The organism is Pseudomonas sp. NPDC089401, assembly GCF_044749485.1.
In the GTDB taxonomy this organism is placed as follows: Bacteria; Pseudomonadota; Gammaproteobacteria; order Pseudomonadales; family Pseudomonadaceae; genus Aquipseudomonas.
The window spans coordinates 682,357-697,815 of the sequence record NZ_JBIVIA010000002.1; the positions used below are offsets into that span (position 1 = coordinate 682,357).

Genomic DNA, 15,459 nt, shown 5'->3' on the forward strand with positions numbered 1-15,459 from the left:
ATATAATGCCCCAGTTTTTGTGTGCCCATTCTCCCAGCGAAGGGGAACGGGCATGGGGTGTCGAACAATAGCTCGCGCATCAGAACGCAGCGCGTCCCCCAACCCTGTCAGGTCGTTTCGCATGGCGAAATGGCTGCTAGCTGTCGGTATGTTCCTGCCGTTTTCCGGCGCACAGGCTACACAGGATCCCGAGGCGTTGTACAACCGCACGTGTGCGGCCTGTCACGCCGGGCAGTTGCCACAGGCGCCCCAACGGGGTGACCGGGGCGCATGGGAGCCAAGGCTGGCGCAAGGCATGGAGCAGCTGGTGGTGCATGTTACCCAGGGTTTCAAGGCTATGCCGCCGCGTGGATTGTGCATGGACTGCAGTGCCGAGGACTACCGTTTGGTCATCCTTTGGATGAGCGGCAGTCCCGATACATAACATTTCACCCTTAGCCGTGTTGGATTAGCTGATGAACAAACTAGTCGTGAGTCTGCTGTTGACCCTGGGTGTCGCAGGTGCGGCCACTGCTGCCGAACCCATCAAAGGCGATGCCGCCGCTGGCCAGGCCAAGACGGCCGTCTGTGGCGCCTGCCACAATCCCGACGGCAACAGCCTGGCGCCCAACTTCCCGAAACTGGCCGGCCAGGGCCAGCGCTACCTGGAAAAACAACTGCACGACATCAAGTCGGGCAAGCGCACCGTGCTGGAAATGACCGGCATGCTGACCAACTTCAATGACCAGGACCTGGCCGACATCGCCGCCTGGTTCTCCAGCCAGAAGGGCAGCGTCGGCGCCGCCGATCCCAAGCTGGTCGCCCATGGCGAGGCGCTGTACCGGGGCGGCGACATCGAGCGCAAGGTGCCGGCCTGCCTGGGCTGTCACTCACCCAACGGCGCCGGCATCGCCCTGGCCGGTTTCCCGCACCTGGGGGGCCAGCATTCGCAGTACATCACCAAGCAGCTCAACGACTTCGGCGAGGGCACCCGCACCAACGATGGCGATGCCATGCCCATGCGCACCATCGCCGGCCGGCTGAGCAAGCACGACGTCGAAGCCCTGGCCAGCTACATCCAGGGCCTGCATTAACATTCGGTTAATGCGGCGACGCTAAAGATGAAAGGGCGGCGCGGGCCGCCCTTTTTTCTGCCCGCAGCCGTTACACTACCGAACTCGGGCCCTTCGCCACCGGTCACAACACAGGTGGCGTCGAGGCGACCCATGAATGCTCAGGAGTAAAGCATGCGTAAACTGATTCTCAGCGCCGCGCTGGTCGCTGCCAGCGTTATCGGTATGACTGCCGTGCAGGCCGCAGAGCCTGCCACCGCCGGCAAGCAATACATCGAGCTGAGCAACCCTGTTCCGGTGTCCCAGCCAGGCAAGATCGAGGTGATCGAGCTGTTCTGGTACGGCTGCCCACACTGCTACCACTTCGAGCCGACCATCAACCCGTGGGTCGAAAAACTGCCGAAAGACGTCAACTTCAAGCGCGTGCCGGCCATGTTCGGCGGCCCTTGGGACGCCCACGGCCAGATGTTCCTGACCCTCGAAGCCATGGGCGTCGAGCACAAGGTTCACGCCGCGGTGTTCGATGCGATCCAGAACCAGCACAAGCGCCTGACCGACCCGAAAGACATGGCTGACTTCCTCGCCACCCAGGGCGTGGACAAGGACAAGTTCCTCGCCACCTTCAACTCGTTCGCCATCAAGGGCCAGGTCAACCAGGCCAAGGAACTGGCGAAGAAGTACGAAATCACCGGTGTGCCAAGCATGGTGGTCAACGGCAAGTACCGCTTCGACCTGGGCACCGCCGGCGGGCCGGATGGCGTGCTGAACGTCGCCGACCAGCTGATCGCCAAGGAGCGCGCCGCTAAGTAAGCGGCGAACCCCATGCGCCGCTTCAGAACCGCGCGTGGCATTGGCTTGCACCAGCCGCAGGTCAACGAGCATCACTTGCAGGCCCCTGGCCTGCCCGAGGATGGTCGCCTGCGGCTGCTCAGTTTCAATATCCAGGTCGGCATCAGCACCGAACGCTACCGCCACTACCTGACCCGCAGCTGGCAGCACCTGCTGCCGCACACCGGGCGGGCCGGCAACCTGCAGAAAATCGGCCAGCTGCTCAACGATTTCGACCTGGTGGCCTTGCAGGAGGCCGATGGCGGCAGCCTGCGTTCGGGCTACGTCAACCAGGTGGAGCATCTGGCCCAGCTGGGCGCCTTTCCCTACTGGTACCAGCAGCTCAACCGCAACCTCGGGCGCTTCGCCCAGCACAGCAACGGCGTGCTCAGCCGCCTCAAGCCGCAGTGCCTGGAAGACCATCCACTGCCCGGCCCCGCCGGCCGCGGTGCGATCCTGGTGCGTTTCGGCGAGGGCGAGGATGCGCTGATCGTGGTCATGATGCACCTGGCCCTCGGTGCCAAGACCCGCGCCCTGCAGCTGGCCTACATCCGCGAGCTGATCGGCGGCTACCGCCACCAGATCCTTATGGGCGACATGAACACCCACGCCACCGACCTGATCGAGCACTCGCCGCTGCGTGATCTGGGCCTGATCGCCCCGCAGGTCGAGGCCACCTTCCCCAGCTGGCGCCCGCAACGCTGCCTGGACCATATCCTGCTCAGCCCGAGCCTGACCCTGGAACGGGTCGAGGTGCTGGCGCAGCCGATTTCCGACCATCTTCCGGTTGCCGTGGAGATCCGATTGCCTGATGCGTTGACTGTGGCTACGCTGCCGGTCTTGAGTTAGATCAGCAAAACGGTGCGGCCCCCTCAAGTGTTGGCCAAATGCGCCGAAAGCGTGTAGTTAAAGCCCATAGTTGTGTCATTCGTCGCGGATCCAGGCATGACCGAAGAAGCCGAGCGCTGGAAAGAAAAGTACCTTAAAAGCATCGAACGGCAAGAAAAGCTCGAGCGCCGCTGGGAAGCGCGTCTCGACCTGCTGCGCCGTGGCCTGGTGCGCAGCACCCTGGCGGCCGAAGGCAGCGACAAGGTGGTGGACGAGTGCATGAAGGAAATGCGCGACGTCATCCGCAGCGACAACATGGACGCCGGCCTGGCCGGCTTGATCCCGCGCCTGGAAAAGGCCGTGCTCGATTCCGAGCAACGGCGCGAAACCCGCATGAACCAGGTCAGCGATGCGCTCAATGCGCTGGTGACCCAGCTTCAGGGCCTGCCGCTGCCGGGCGACGTGTCGCGGCCGCTGAAGAAACTGGCCAAGAAGCTCGACGGCGGGGTTGCCCAGTCGCGCGATCTGCCGCCGCTGCTGGGCGAACTCAGCGGGTTGCAAGGGCGCGCGCTGTCAGCCCTGGACAAACCGGAAGGCGAAGCTCGGCCAGGGTTGCTGCAACGCCTGTTCGGCAACCGCGAAAACGAGCCCCAGGCCGATGAGGCACCAGCCGAGCAGGCGCAGCCCGCAAGGCCCAAGGACGAAGAGCTGCCGCAACCCGATGGCCCGGTGCTGGTCGACCTGCCACCGCGCGACGCCGACGAGCTGCGCCCACTGACGACCGCCGAGCCGGTAGCCCAGGCGCAACCGGCAGCGGAGCCTGAGGCGCCTGTCTCGCCTGAGCTGCCGCAACCTGTCGCCGAGATCGTCAGCGAGCCCGCGGCCATGCCTGCGCCAGAGTCGTCCGCCATCGAGCCGGCAGCCGCAGCCCAGGCGGTCGAGCTGCAGGCGCCGCCTGGCGAGGCCGAAACCCAGGTCGAATCGCCCGCTGAAGCACTCGACGAAAACCCGGCAGCGCCAACGCTGGAAGCGGCCTTCGGCGAAGACGGCCCCTACTCGCTGCCTGACGCGGTCGAGCCGCCCTACAGCCAAGTCGCCGCGCACATCGAGCAGACCCTGATCGGCCTGCTCGACGACCTCAGCCTGCCGGAGCGGCACAAGGCCCAGGCCCTGGAGATGCGCGAGCGGGTGGCTCGCGGCCTGAACTGGTACGAACTGATCCCGGTGCTCGATGACCTGGCCGTGCTGATGCTGGCGATCACCGACAGCGGCCAGCACGAATTCGAGACTTACCTGCAGCAGCTCAACGAGCGCCTGGAAAGCTTCCAGAGCCACCTGCACGAAGCCAGCGCCGGGCATGCCGACAACAGCAGCGCCGCCCGCGAGCTGGACAGCCAGCTGCGCGAACAGGTCGACGGCTTGCAGAACAGCGTGCAAGGCGCCGCCGATGTGGTCAGCCTCAAGCACATCCTGGAAAACCGCCTGGAAGGTTTGCTGGGCACCATGGACGAGCACCAGCACGAGCGCGACCGCCGCGAGCAGGAACTGGCCGGGCGCCTGCAAGGCCTGGCCGAGCGGGTGGCGAGCATGGAGCAGGAGGCCCTCGGCTATCGCGAGCACCTGGAAGAACAGCGGCAGAAGGCGCTGATCGACCCGCTCACCGGCCTGCCCAACCGCGCGGCCTGGAGCGAGCAGGTCGAGCGCGAAATGCTCGACTGGCAGGAAAACGGCGGCCATCTGACCATGGCGATCCTCGACCTCGACCACTTCAAGCGCATCAACGACAGCTACGGGCACCTGGCCGGTGACAAGGTACTGAAGATCGTCGCCGACCAGCTGCGCAAGCGCCTGCGCGCCCGGGATTTCATCGCCCGCTTCGGCGGTGAGGAATTCGTGCTGCTGTTGCCGCAGACCTCGCCTGCGGCGGCGGCCCAGGTCGGTGAAGTGCTGCGCGCGGCGATCGAGGCGTGCCCGTTCCACTTCAAGGGCGAGCGGGTGGTGATCACGGCATCGATCGGCTTGAGTGCTTTCCGGGCCGGCGAACGCAGCGACGTGGTGCTCAAGCGGGCCGACGATGCGCTCTATCGTGCCAAGGACCAAGGCCGCAATCGGGTGATGCTGGCATAAATAGTTACCCCATCCTGCCCCTGTCGGTTTCTGACAATGGCCCCTCGCCTGCCTGGTTTTCAGGCAGGCATGGGTCGATCAGACAGGAGTGACAGCATGAGGATGAACAAATGGCTCGCGGCGCTTGCGCTCGGTGCGGCTTTCCAGGGCGCGGCGTTCGCCGATGATGGGCTGCTGACAGCCCATGTGTCGGCGGATGGCAAGGTGCTCAGGCAGTGGCCGCAGTGGATCGTCAGTGTCGATCACCAGCCGCAGGACAACTACTTCAGCCTGTACAAACTGACGTTGAACAAGCGCATCGTGCATAAGGACCCCGGTTTCTGCAGCGTTTCGCCAATTGATGCCAGCACCTACGAGCGCCAGCTGTACGGCCAGGCGAAAGTGACCGGCAAGCCGCAGGCCGAGAAGGTCCATGTGATGACCCAACTGGTCGACAAAAAAGGGCCGAGCGGCGACAACTCGCTCGAGTTCCTGGTGATGTGCAGCCGCTGACATTCCAGCGCCTGAAACACCTGGGACGGAGGAGCACGTTATACTGTAGCGCTGTTGCCCATTCCCCTACCGACGTGCTCTTCTGCCATGAAAACCTTAATTGCCGGGCTGTTGCTTCTGATTCTCGCCGGTTGCTCGACCGGCCTGCGCATCGACCGCAGTCATGTTTCGGCCAACCAGGACAACCGCGTCCAGTTCGTCGTCCTGCACTACACCAATGCCTCGCTGGAACGCTCCCTGGCGCTGCTTACCCATGGCGAGGTCAGCAGCCATTACCTGATCGGCGACGGCCCGGGTACGGTCTACCAACTGGTCGATGAAAACCGTCGCGCCTGGCATGCCGGCGACAGCCAATGGGATGGGAGGACCTGGCTCAACTCCAGCTCGATCGGCATCGAGATCGTCAACCCAGGCTTCGACGAGACGCCCAACGGCCGCGTCTGGTACCCCTACAGCGAAGCGCAGATCCAGTCGTTGATCGCCCTGCTCAAGGACATCGTCAAGCGCAACAACATCGAACCCCGCCACATCATCGGCCACAGCGACATCGCCCCGCTGCGCAAGCTCGACCCGGGGCCGCTGTTCCCGTGGAAGCGCCTGGCCGACGAAGGCCTGGGCATCTGGCCGGACGCCAATGCGGTGGCACGCCAGCAGCAGTACTTCGCCGTCAACCCGCCGACCATCGGCTGGTACCAGCAGGAGCTGGCGCGTTTCGGCTATGCCATCGAGCAGACCGGGCAGCTCGACGTTGCCACCCGCCATGTCATCGCCGCGTTCCAGATGCGTTTCCGTCCCCAGCGCTTCGACGGCATGCCGGATGCCCAGACTGCGGCCATGCTGCAGGTGCTCAATCGCATGCGCTGAACCCACCTCGGCTCCCGCCCAACGGCAGGGGCCGATTGTCATTCCAGTTGCTATACCTTGTTAATCAACTGGATGCTGCCCATGTCTGCCCCGATTTCTGCGCTGCGCCAATTTTTTTACCGCCCCTGGATGCTGGCCTCCCTGGCAGCGTTGGCCAGCGGCGCTCTGCTGCTCACCGCCAGCATCGGCATCGCCCTGCAGCAGATGAAGGAAAGCGAAATCGCGCAGATGAACGCCCAGGGCGAGCGCTTTCTCGACCGCCTCGAGCAGGTGTTCGGGCAGTTGCGCGAAGGGGTCGATGAGCTGCAGGGGCAGACCTTGCGGGGTTGCAGCCCGGCGATGATCGCCACCTTGCAGCGGGTCGGCCTGGGTTCGCGGTTCATCTATGAGGCGGCCTATGTCGACGCCAATGTCGCGTGCTCCAACCGCGGCGGCGACCGCGCGTTCGTGCCCACCCGGCTGCCTGACATCCAGGGGCCGACCTACAGCTACTGGCTCAACACCACCACCGAGCCCAATGAGAACCTCGCTGCACTGATGCTGGCGCGGGGCAACTTCCTGGTGTCCACCTCCCGTGGGCACCTGACCGATGTGGTCGACCTGCCGCCGGGTGGCAGCCTGCTGGTGGTGCTCGACAATGGCACCCGGGCGATCCCGGTGCTCGGCCCGCCGCAAGCCTGGCCGCCCACCAGTGGCTGGCCGCCGCCCAACCACAAGGCGTTGTTCGAACTGCGCGATCGGCTGGTCTACCGCATGCCGACCAAGTCTCCGGACTACCAGCTGGTGCTGATGGCGCCACGGGCCAGCCTGCCCTTGCGCATGAATGGCATGCTCTGGCTGCTGTTCCCCGGCAGCGTGCTGGCGGCCTGCTGCATCGGCTGGCTGGTGTTGCAACTGATCCAGCAGCGGCGCTCGATGAGTTCGGAGCTGCAGAATGCCCTGCGCCGTGGCGAGTTGCAGGTGCTCTACCAGCCGATCATCGAACTCGACAGCCGCCGCTGCGTCGGCGCCGAAGCCCTGGTGCGCTGGCGCCGCCCGGACGGCACGCTGACCAGCCCGGACCTGTTCATCCCATTGGCGGAAAACACCGGGCAGATTCGCCAGATCACCGACTTCGTGCTGCAGCGCGTGCTGGAGCAGCTCGGCCAGCTGCTGCGCTCGCACCGCAACCTGTACATCTCGGTGAACCTCGCCGCCTGCGATGTGATGGCCCCGCGCATCGGCCGGGTCGCGGCGCGCCTGCTGGCGTTGCACCGGGTCGCGGCCAGCCAGATCGCCTTCGAGGTGACCGAGCGCGGGTTGATCGACGTGGTGGTGGCGCGGGACAACCTGCAGGCGCTGCGTGCGGTGGGCCACCAGGTACTGATCGATGACTTCGGCACTGGATATTGCAGCCTGGCCTACCTGCAGACCTTGCCGGTGGATTGCCTGAAGATCGACAAGGCGTTCATCGACGCCCTGGGGCATGACGCGGCCAGCAGCGGGGTGGCACCGCATATCATCCGCATGGCCCACGACCTGCACCTGCGGGTGATTGCCGAGGGCATCGAATGCGAGGCGCAGGCGGTGTTGCTCAACAGCGAGGGGGTCAATTACGGGCAGGGCTGGTTGTTTGCCCATCCGCTCAATGCCCGGCAGTTTGCCGAGCTGGTGACCCGCGGGCGGCAGCCCAGGCGGGTGCGGATCGATGATGAGCCCTGAGTATTCCTGTGCTGGCCTCTTCGCGGGTGAACCCGCTCCCACAGGTACTGTGCTGCCGTTGCGAGAAGTGATTCCCTTGTGGGAGCGGGTTCACCCGCGAAGAGGCCGGCACAGGCGACATCAAACTGGCAGGGCCATGTAGAACTGGGTGCCCTGCCCCGGCCGGGAAAACACGCCCATGCGCCCGCCATGCAGCTGCACGATTTCCTTGCACAAGGCCAGCCCCAGCCCGGCCCCGCCTTTCTTGCGCCCCACCTGCACGAACGGCTCGAAGATCCGCCCCTGCTGCCCATAGGCAATCCCTTCGCCATTGTCCTCGACGCTGACGATCACCCGCTCGGCATGCCGCCGCGCGTGCAGGCGGATGCGCCCGCCATGGGCGGTATGGCGGATGGCATTGTGCAGCAGGTTGTCGAGCACCCGGTCGAGCTGCGCGACGTCGGCCTGGATGCGGGGCAGCGGCGGCTCCAGGGCCTTGATCAGCTCGATCTGCTTGGCTGCTGCCTGGTCGTTGAAACGCGCCTGGGCGCGTTCGAGCAGCTCGTCGAGGGCGCACGGGGCCAGTTCGAGCTTCTGCAGCCCGCTCTGGTAGCGCGAGAAGTTGAGCAGGTCGTTGATCAGCTGGGTCAGGCGCTGCATTTCTTCGCCAATGGTTTCCAGCAGGTCGTTCTCACGTGCCTCGGGCGGGAACTTCAGCCGTTCGCGCAGCAGCCCGAAGGCCATGTGCATGCCGGTGACCGGGGTGCGCAGTTCGTGGGAGGCGCGCAGCACGAATTCGCTGCGTACGCGCTCGAAGGCGCGCTGCTCGGTCACGTCGTGCAGCACCATCACCGCGCCGAGGATCGGCCCCTGCGGGTGGCTGACCGGGGTCAGGCTGTAGGTCAGCAGGCGTGATTCATCATCGACTTCGATGCTCAGGTCGTCGGGTGGCCGGTCCAGGCTGCCACCGCGCAATACCTGGCGCAGTTGCTGCTTGAGCTCCGGCCGCTGCAGGGCTTCGGCCAGGCCGCTGCCGACGCGGCTGTCGCTCCAGCCCAGCTGACGCTGGGCCACCGGGTTGAGGTGTTCCAGGTGCCCTTGGCGGTCAATGATCAGCAGGCCGTCGTCGATACTGTCGAGCACCGCCTGCAGGCGCTGCTGGCCGGCCAGCAGTTCATCGACATTGGTCGCCTGGTGTTTGCGCAGCGCATCGGCCATCAGCCCGAAACGACGGGTCAGCTGGTTGAGCTCGATGGCCTGGGTCACCGGCAGGGTGACATCGAAGTTGCCTTGGCCCAACTGGTCGGCCGCCTTGGCCAGCGCTTCGATAGGCTGGCCGAAGCGGCGGGCGATGTTGTGCGCGGTGATGAACCCCAGCACCAGCACCCCCAGGCCCATCAGGCCCAGCACGCCGCTGACCAGCAAGGCGCGGTCGCGGGTGCGTTCCTCGCTGTGGGTGATCTGCTCGAGTGCCAGCTTGTGCGAGTCGATCAGGTCGCTGCGGATCTGGTTGAAGGCCGCGCCCAGCGGCTGTTCCACGCCCATGCTGCGGGCCGGGGCCGGGCTCTCGCGGTAGGCCTGAAGGAAGGCCTGGTAATTGCTGCTGGCCTTGCTGAAGCCAGCACGATCGCCGGCTTGTGCCAGGCCCTGGTCGAGCAACTGCTGGAAGTTGTCTTGCAGGGCGCGCAGGTTTTCCGGCGCGGTGTCTTCGTCCAGCAGCAAGGTCAGCTGCTCGCCGAGGTTCTGCCGCAGTCGCAGCCCCACTTCCAGGGCCTGGGTGGTGTCGCGTACCGACTGCTGCTGCACGGTTGCCATCTGCAACACGCTGATCAGCCCCAGCAGCAGGCCCAGCAGGGCCACCGTCACCAGGGCCGAGATGCTGAGGAAAAGCCGCGTGCGCAGCTTCATCTGCCATTTCATAGGTTGTACTGCTTGCGCTTGCGGTACAGGGTGGAGGCGTCGATCCCCAGGGTCTTGGCGGCCTGGTCGAGGGTATCGCTGGTGGCCAGCACCGCGCCGATGTGCGCGCGCTCCAGTTCATCCAGGCTCAGCGCCGCACCGACCCGGGGCGCATTGCCGGTGGGCTGCTCGCCCATGCCCAGGTGGCTGATCTCCACCCGCTCCTGGGGGCAGATGATGCTGGCCCGTTCCACCACGTTGCGCAGCTCGCGGATGTTGCCCGGCCAGCGGTAATTGAGCAGCGCGGCGCGCGCCTCGTCACTGAAGCCACGGGCCGGGCGCGAGTATTCCTTGACGAAGCGGGCCAGGAAGCGGTCGGCCAGGGTCAGGATGTCCTCGCTGCGTTCGCGCAGCGGCGGCAGGTGCAGGGTAATGACGTTGAGGCGGTACAGCAGGTCTTCGCGGAAGCGGCTTTCGCGCACCATCTCTTCGAGGTTGAGGTTGGTCGCGGCGAGGATGCGCACGTCGGCGCGGCGTGTCACCGGGTCGCCGACCCGCTCGTACTCCTTGTCCTGGATGAAACGCAGCAGCTTGGGCTGCAAGGTCAGCGGGAAGTCACCGATTTCGTCGAGGAACAGCGTGCCGCCATCGGCCTGGCTGACCCGCCCGAGGGTGCTTTCGCTGGCCCCGGTAAAGGCGCCGCGGGTGTGGCCGAACAGTTCGCTTTCCATCAGCTCGGCGTTCAGCGAGGGGCAGTTGATGGTCACGCAGGCCTTGCGTGCGCGTTTGCTCCAGCCGTGGATGGCGCGGGCCAGTTCGCCCTTGCCGGTGCCCGATTCACCAAGGATGAGGATGTTGGCGTCGGTGGTGGCGACCTGGCGGGCGGTCTCCAGCACGGCCATCATCGCCGGGCTGTGCGAGTCGAGGCCGTCCTTGGGTTTGCGCACTTCGCCTTCGAGGGCTTCCAGGCGCGCTGACAGCTGACGCACTTCCAGCTGCTTGGCGGTGGCCAGGCGCAGCTGGTCGGGGCTGCACGGCTTGACCAGGTAATCGGCGGCGCCGGCCTGGATCGCATCGACGGCGGTATCGATCGCCGAGTGGGCGGTGACGATCACCACGCGCATCCACGGCGCCTGGATACGCATCTGGGCCAGCACATCGAGGCCATTGTCCTCACCCAGGCGCAGGTCGAGAAAGCACAGATCGAACACCTGGCGTTGCAGCAGCGCTTCGGCCTGGGCCGCGCTGTTGGCCGTGGCCACGCTGTAGCCCTCGTCTTCGAGGCAGTAGCGGAAGGTGCGCAGGATCGCGGACTCGTCATCCACCAGCAGAATGCGGCCTTGGTTGTCCTGGGCTGATTCCATGTGCTGCGCTCCTTTGGGCTGGGTCTTCAATTAGTGTGGGAAAAATCGGGCAAGTTGCATGGTCAATTCTGAAGGATTGTGTCCTTTGCATGCTAGCCAATCGCCAATTCGCACAGGGAACCCTGCTATCCCGATGATTTTCTTAGAGGTACGCGCTGGCACATTGGTTGCGAGGATTTTCAGCTTTTGCCAATAAAAGGAGGCACTGCCATGCCCTTTACCCCTCGAATGGCCGTGTTGGCGGCCGCATTGCTGTCCGTTTGCGTGCCGGCATTGGCCGACCCGGTGCAGGACGCACGCCTGCAAGGCTCATTGCAAACCGCGCTGTCGCTCAACCGGATCCTCAACCCGTTCCGTATCCAGGTCGAGGTCGAGGGTGCTCGGGCACGTCTGACCGGCGAGGTGGAGAATGCCGTCGAGCGTGACCTGGCCGAGCATGTGGCCCTGGCCACCCGGGGCATCGAGCAGGTCGACAACCAGTTGCAGGTCAACCCCCGGCTGGTCGAGCGCCCGCTGGAGCTGCGCGCCTACGCGCAACGCCTGGAAGACGCCACCCTGGCGGCGATCATTCGCGCCCGCCTGCTGTGGAGCCGTCTCACGGAAAAGGCCGCCATCGACGTGCAGAGCAGCGATGGCGTGGTGACCCTGCGCGGCAAGGTCGACAGCGCCGAAGCCAAGGAACTGGCTGGCCTGCTGGCGCGCACCAGCGATGGCGTGCACCTGGTCAACAACCTGGTCAGCCTGGACACCGCGGCCATGGCCAAGGCCCGGGAAAACCCGGTCGATGCACCGAGCGGGCCGCCGCCGAGCGACAGCTGGGTGGTGGACAAGATCCAGACCAGCTACCGCTTCAGCCGCAACCTCGATGGCCTGAACATCAAGGTGGCCAGCGAGCAGGGCATGGTGCGGCTCTCCGGCGAGGTGGTCAGTAGCGAGCAGAAGACCATTGCCGTGGACATCGCGCGGCAGATAGTCGGGGTACGGGGCGTGGACGCCGATTTGCTGAGGGTGGCCAGCAAGGTCGAGGGTTGATCGTGCATTTCGCACGACGCCAGGGAGGGCATCGTGCAGGATACGTCCCCGACGAATCCTTAATAGTTGATTAAGTAATTGATTTGTAAGGATTTTATTTCAAGCAAAAGACTGGCACGCCAGCTGCAATTACCTGTTCAGGTTTGAATAGAAAAATTACAGCAGGAGTAGCCGGCATGAACCGCCCAACCGTCAATCGCTCGAGCAACGCTGCACTCCCCGTGCGCCAGTTCCTGTTCGTCGGCATGACGCTGCTCCTGACCTTGGCCGCCGCTCTCTTCCATTACAGCTGGCAGACCGCGCGCCTGGCTGATCAGGTGGCGGCACAGACTGCCCTGCTGGCACAGATTCAGGCGAGCCGCACCAGCACCCTGGTGCGGGCTGCCGACCCGCTGTCTGCGGTCAAGGCCGAGGACAAGGCTGCACCGGCAACCGTGGAAACGGTCGTGCCCCAGGACCGCTGGGTGTTCTGAGCTGCCGGGCCTGTTCGATTTCGTACAAGAAAGAAGGAGAACCATCATGCTGAGCTGGGCCATCACTTTCCTCATCATCGCCATCGTCGCGGCCGTTCTGGGCTTCGGTGGTATCGCAGGCGCCGCTACCGGGATCGCGAAGATTCTGTTCATCGTCTTCCTGGTGCTGTTCGTGGCTTCTTTCTTCTTTGGACGTGGACGAGGTTGAAGATGAGCAGGACGCTAACCACAGCCCTCGCTGCCGCCCTGCTGCTGGGTGGCAGTGCGCTGGCGATGGCGGCCAATGACGGCCAGGTCCGGGCCGACCAGGTGCTCGGCTCGGACCCTGAATACCGGGAGGCCTGGCAGGATGCCCTCAAAGGCGAGGAGCGCCTGCCCGACTGGGTGATCAACCTGACCGGTAGTGCCCAGCAGCAGATGTCGGCGGTGACCGAGGACGGCGACCAGTACCTTGTGGGCCCGTTGTGCGAATCCGCCGACAACTGCACCTACAAACGACTGATCGTGGCCTTCAGTTGGGACAAGGACGATGCCTACGGGATGCTCGTGGAGGTACCCGAAGGCCTGCCGAGCGACAAGTCGCCCACCCGTCATGCCCAATATCGCTGGCTGGGCAAACCGGACGACGGAATGAAGGCGATGTTGCAGGAGCAGCTCAAGCGTGATCCCAAGTGGTACTGACCAGCGGTCACGCACTGTCACGTAATAGAAGCGGAACCTTTCTATCTTTCTCGCTTCTATGATGCGCCGCCCCGAGGAGGGGTGGCACATGACCAAGGGGCCGGGCTGTTCTGATTGTTGCAGGATCGGAGTGGCCTAGGGGTACAGGGAGTACCTCCAGCAAATGGGCCGGGTCAGGAAAAGGCAGAATCGGAAGTTTCAGGTCAGGCGTGTCTGACAAACACCTGAACCAGGCCTGACTTCCGAGGCGCCATTTCAGGTTTTGCTGATTCCTTTCAGGAATTGACCTTCGAGACACATTTTGTAGTGACCGTACATCAACTTTTTTTCGGTCGCCCAAGGTGTCTTGCAAGTGGCATTTCAGCCATTCGGATTGTCGAACAAGCCGTTTCTCTCCCCGCCCCGACACCGTCAAAACTGCCGAAATATGGCGGTTTGGTCTTGTTCGGATTTCCGAACGTTATAAATCAATGACTTACGTGCGGCGCATTTTGACCTGACTGCCTATGCCGGATCGGCATGGGGTATGCGTTTCCGGCATTAGATTTCAGCCTTCCCCATCGCAATAGTTGCCGCCTTTTTCGCTGGCCCGAGCGCCCTGTCGCTCGCTCGCGGTGTCCTTACACGAGGTCTCCGGACGGAAGCATCTAGCTCCCCGTGACGTTGCCAACGGCTCTGTTACGCGCTTTCCGGTCGGCCCCCGTGATCACTAGAACAAAGGGTAAAGACATGAAGAAGGCAAAACTGAGCCTCGCCTGGCAGATCGTCATCGGTCTGGTCCTGGGCGTTGCAGTCGGCGCGCTGCTGAACCACTTCAGCGCGGAAAAGGCCTGGTGGATCAGCAACGTCCTCCAGCCCGCCGGTGACATCTTCATTCGCCTGATCAAGATGATCGTCGTCCCGATCGTGATTTCGTCGCTGGTCGTGGGTATCGCCGGGGTTGGCGATGCGAAGAAACTGGGCAGCATCGGCCTGAAGACCATCCTCTATTTCGAGGTGGTGACCACCATCGCCATCGTTGTCGGCCTGGTGTTGGCCAACCTGTTCCACCCGGGCGCCGGCATCGACATGAGCACCCTGGGTACAGTCGACATTTCCAAGTACCAGGCCACCGCGGCCGAGGTGCAGCATGAGCACGCGTTCATCGAGACCCTGCTCAACCTGATCCCGTCGAACATCTTCGCAGCGCTGATGCGTGGCGAAATGCTGCCGATCATCTTCTTCTCGGTGATGTTCGGCCTGGGCCTGTCGAGCCTGCAGGCCGACCTGCGCGAGCCGCTGGTGCGTACCTTCCAGGCCGTGTCGGAAACCATGTTCAAGGTCACCCACATGATCATGAACTACGCGCCGATCGGCGTGTTCGCCCTGATCGCCGTGACTGTCGCCAACTTCGGCTTCAGCTCGCTGCTGCCGCTGGCCAAGCTGGTGCTGCTGGTGTACTTCGCCATCGCCTTCTTCGCCTTCATGGTGCTGGGCCTGGTGGCACGCCTGTTCGGCTTCTCGGTGATCAAGATCATGCGCATCATGAAAGATGAGCTGATCCTCGCCTACTCCACCTCCAGCTCCGAGACCGTGCTGCCGCGGGTGATCGAGAAGATGGAGAAGTACGGTGCGCCGAAGTCGATCTGCTCGTTCGTGGTGCCGACCGGCTACTCGTTCAACCTCGACGGCTCGACCCTGTACCAGAGCATCGCGGCCATCTTCATCGCCCAGCTGTACGGCATCGACCTGTCGTGGAGCCAGCAGCTGCTGCTGGTGCTGACCCTGATGGTCACCTCCAAGGGCATCGCCGGTGTGCCGGGCGTCTCCTTCGTGGTGCTGCTGGCGACCCTGGGCAGCGTGGGTATCCCGCTCGAAGGCCTGGCCTTCATCGCCGGTGTCGACCGCATCATGGACATGGCCCGCACCGCCCTGAACGTGATCGGCAACGCCCTGGCCGCCCTGGTGGTCGCCCGTTGGGAAGGCATGTACGACTCGGCCAAGGGCGAGCAGTACTACGCCTCGCTGATCGCCGAAAAGTCGCAAGCTGCGGTGGTTGGCGAAGCCGCCAAGCGCTGAGCCTGAACGGCTGAACCAGAAAGCCCCGACTTGTCGGGGCTTTTTGTTGTCTGTGGGTTCGCGACCCCTTGGGGGCTGCCA

At 64.2% G+C, this 15,459-nt stretch carries 14 protein-coding genes and 1 pseudogene; 13 read left to right on the top strand and 2 right to left on the bottom strand.

Annotation, left to right across the window (positions count from 1 at the left end; translation table 11 throughout):
- Nucleotides 1-121: 121 nt before the first annotated feature.
- From ACIP21_RS07350 to ACIP21_RS07385, 8 genes and pseudogenes are all read left to right on the top strand, one after another.
- On the top strand, nucleotides 122-424 hold the full coding sequence (locus ACIP21_RS07350; protein ID WP_400685759.1) for a c-type cytochrome: 303 nt from the start codon (nucleotides 122-124) through the stop codon (nucleotides 422-424).
- Between the two features lie 31 nt (nucleotides 425-455).
- Complete coding sequence (locus ACIP21_RS07355) at nucleotides 456-1,073, top strand: c-type cytochrome (protein ID WP_400685761.1); 618 nt, start codon at nucleotides 456-458, stop codon at nucleotides 1,071-1,073.
- 153 nt (nucleotides 1,074-1,226) lie between these two features.
- Nucleotides 1,227-1,862 carry a thiol:disulfide interchange protein DsbA gene (gene dsbA, locus ACIP21_RS07360; protein ID WP_400685763.1) on the top strand — a complete coding sequence of 212 codons (636 nt, stop codon included), beginning with the start codon at nucleotides 1,227-1,229 and terminating at the stop codon, nucleotides 1,860-1,862.
- 34 nt (nucleotides 1,863-1,896) lie between these two features.
- Nucleotides 1,897-2,729, top strand: a pseudogene (locus tag ACIP21_RS07365) (endonuclease/exonuclease/phosphatase family protein).
- Between the two features lie 96 nt (nucleotides 2,730-2,825).
- Entirely contained in the window at nucleotides 2,826-4,835 is a 2,010-nt protein-coding gene (locus tag ACIP21_RS07370) for a diguanylate cyclase (RefSeq protein ID WP_400685765.1), read from the top strand.
- 96 nt (nucleotides 4,836-4,931) lie between these two features.
- Nucleotides 4,932-5,327, top strand: a complete 396-nt coding sequence (locus ACIP21_RS07375; RefSeq protein ID WP_400685768.1) for a hypothetical protein — start codon at nucleotides 4,932-4,934, stop codon at nucleotides 5,325-5,327.
- 87 nt (nucleotides 5,328-5,414) lie between these two features.
- Nucleotides 5,415-6,191: an N-acetylmuramoyl-L-alanine amidase gene (locus tag ACIP21_RS07380; protein WP_400685771.1), complete on the top strand. Its 777-nt coding sequence runs from the start codon at nucleotides 5,415-5,417 to the stop codon at nucleotides 6,189-6,191.
- 81 nt (nucleotides 6,192-6,272) lie between these two features.
- On the top strand, nucleotides 6,273-7,892 hold the full coding sequence (locus ACIP21_RS07385; protein WP_400685773.1) for an EAL domain-containing protein: 1,620 nt from the start codon (nucleotides 6,273-6,275) through the stop codon (nucleotides 7,890-7,892).
- A 120-nt stretch (nucleotides 7,893-8,012) separates the two neighbouring features.
- Here ACIP21_RS07385 and ACIP21_RS07390 read toward each other — a convergent pair whose 3' ends face one another.
- Nucleotides 8,013-9,791 (bottom strand): KinB sensor domain-containing domain, encoded by a 1,779-nt coding sequence (locus ACIP21_RS07390; protein WP_400685775.1) that lies wholly within the window; start codon nucleotides 9,789-9,791, stop codon nucleotides 8,013-8,015.
- Nucleotides 9,788-11,134, bottom strand: coding sequence for a sigma-54-dependent response regulator transcription factor AlgB (gene algB, locus ACIP21_RS07395; RefSeq protein ID WP_400685777.1), 1,347 nt, complete (start codon nucleotides 11,132-11,134; stop codon nucleotides 9,788-9,790). Before algB ends, ACIP21_RS07390 begins: the two co-directional genes overlap by 4 nt.
- Nucleotides 11,135-11,344: 210 nt before the next feature.
- Here algB and ACIP21_RS07400 point away from each other — a divergent pair, with 210 nt between their 5' ends.
- From ACIP21_RS07400 to gltP, 5 genes are all read left to right on the top strand, one after another.
- Nucleotides 11,345-12,166 carry a BON domain-containing protein gene (locus ACIP21_RS07400; RefSeq protein ID WP_400685780.1) on the top strand — a complete coding sequence of 274 codons (822 nt, stop codon included), beginning with the start codon at nucleotides 11,345-11,347 and terminating at the stop codon, nucleotides 12,164-12,166.
- A 176-nt stretch (nucleotides 12,167-12,342) separates the two neighbouring features.
- Nucleotides 12,343-12,639 carry a hypothetical protein gene (locus tag ACIP21_RS07405; protein WP_400685782.1) on the top strand — a complete coding sequence of 99 codons (297 nt, stop codon included), beginning with the start codon at nucleotides 12,343-12,345 and terminating at the stop codon, nucleotides 12,637-12,639.
- Nucleotides 12,640-12,685: 46 nt separating this feature from the next.
- On the top strand, nucleotides 12,686-12,847 hold the full coding sequence (locus ACIP21_RS07410) for a DUF1328 domain-containing protein (RefSeq protein ID WP_003252966.1): 162 nt from the start codon (nucleotides 12,686-12,688) through the stop codon (nucleotides 12,845-12,847).
- Between the two features lie 2 nt (nucleotides 12,848-12,849).
- Nucleotides 12,850-13,320: an inhibitor of vertebrate lysozyme family protein gene (locus ACIP21_RS07415; protein ID WP_400685785.1), complete on the top strand. Its 471-nt coding sequence runs from the start codon at nucleotides 12,850-12,852 to the stop codon at nucleotides 13,318-13,320.
- A 729-nt stretch (nucleotides 13,321-14,049) separates the two neighbouring features.
- Nucleotides 14,050-15,378 (top strand): glutamate/aspartate:proton symporter GltP, encoded by a 1,329-nt coding sequence (gene gltP, locus ACIP21_RS07420; protein ID WP_400685788.1) that lies wholly within the window; start codon nucleotides 14,050-14,052, stop codon nucleotides 15,376-15,378.
- Nucleotides 15,379-15,459: the final 81 nt, after the last annotated feature.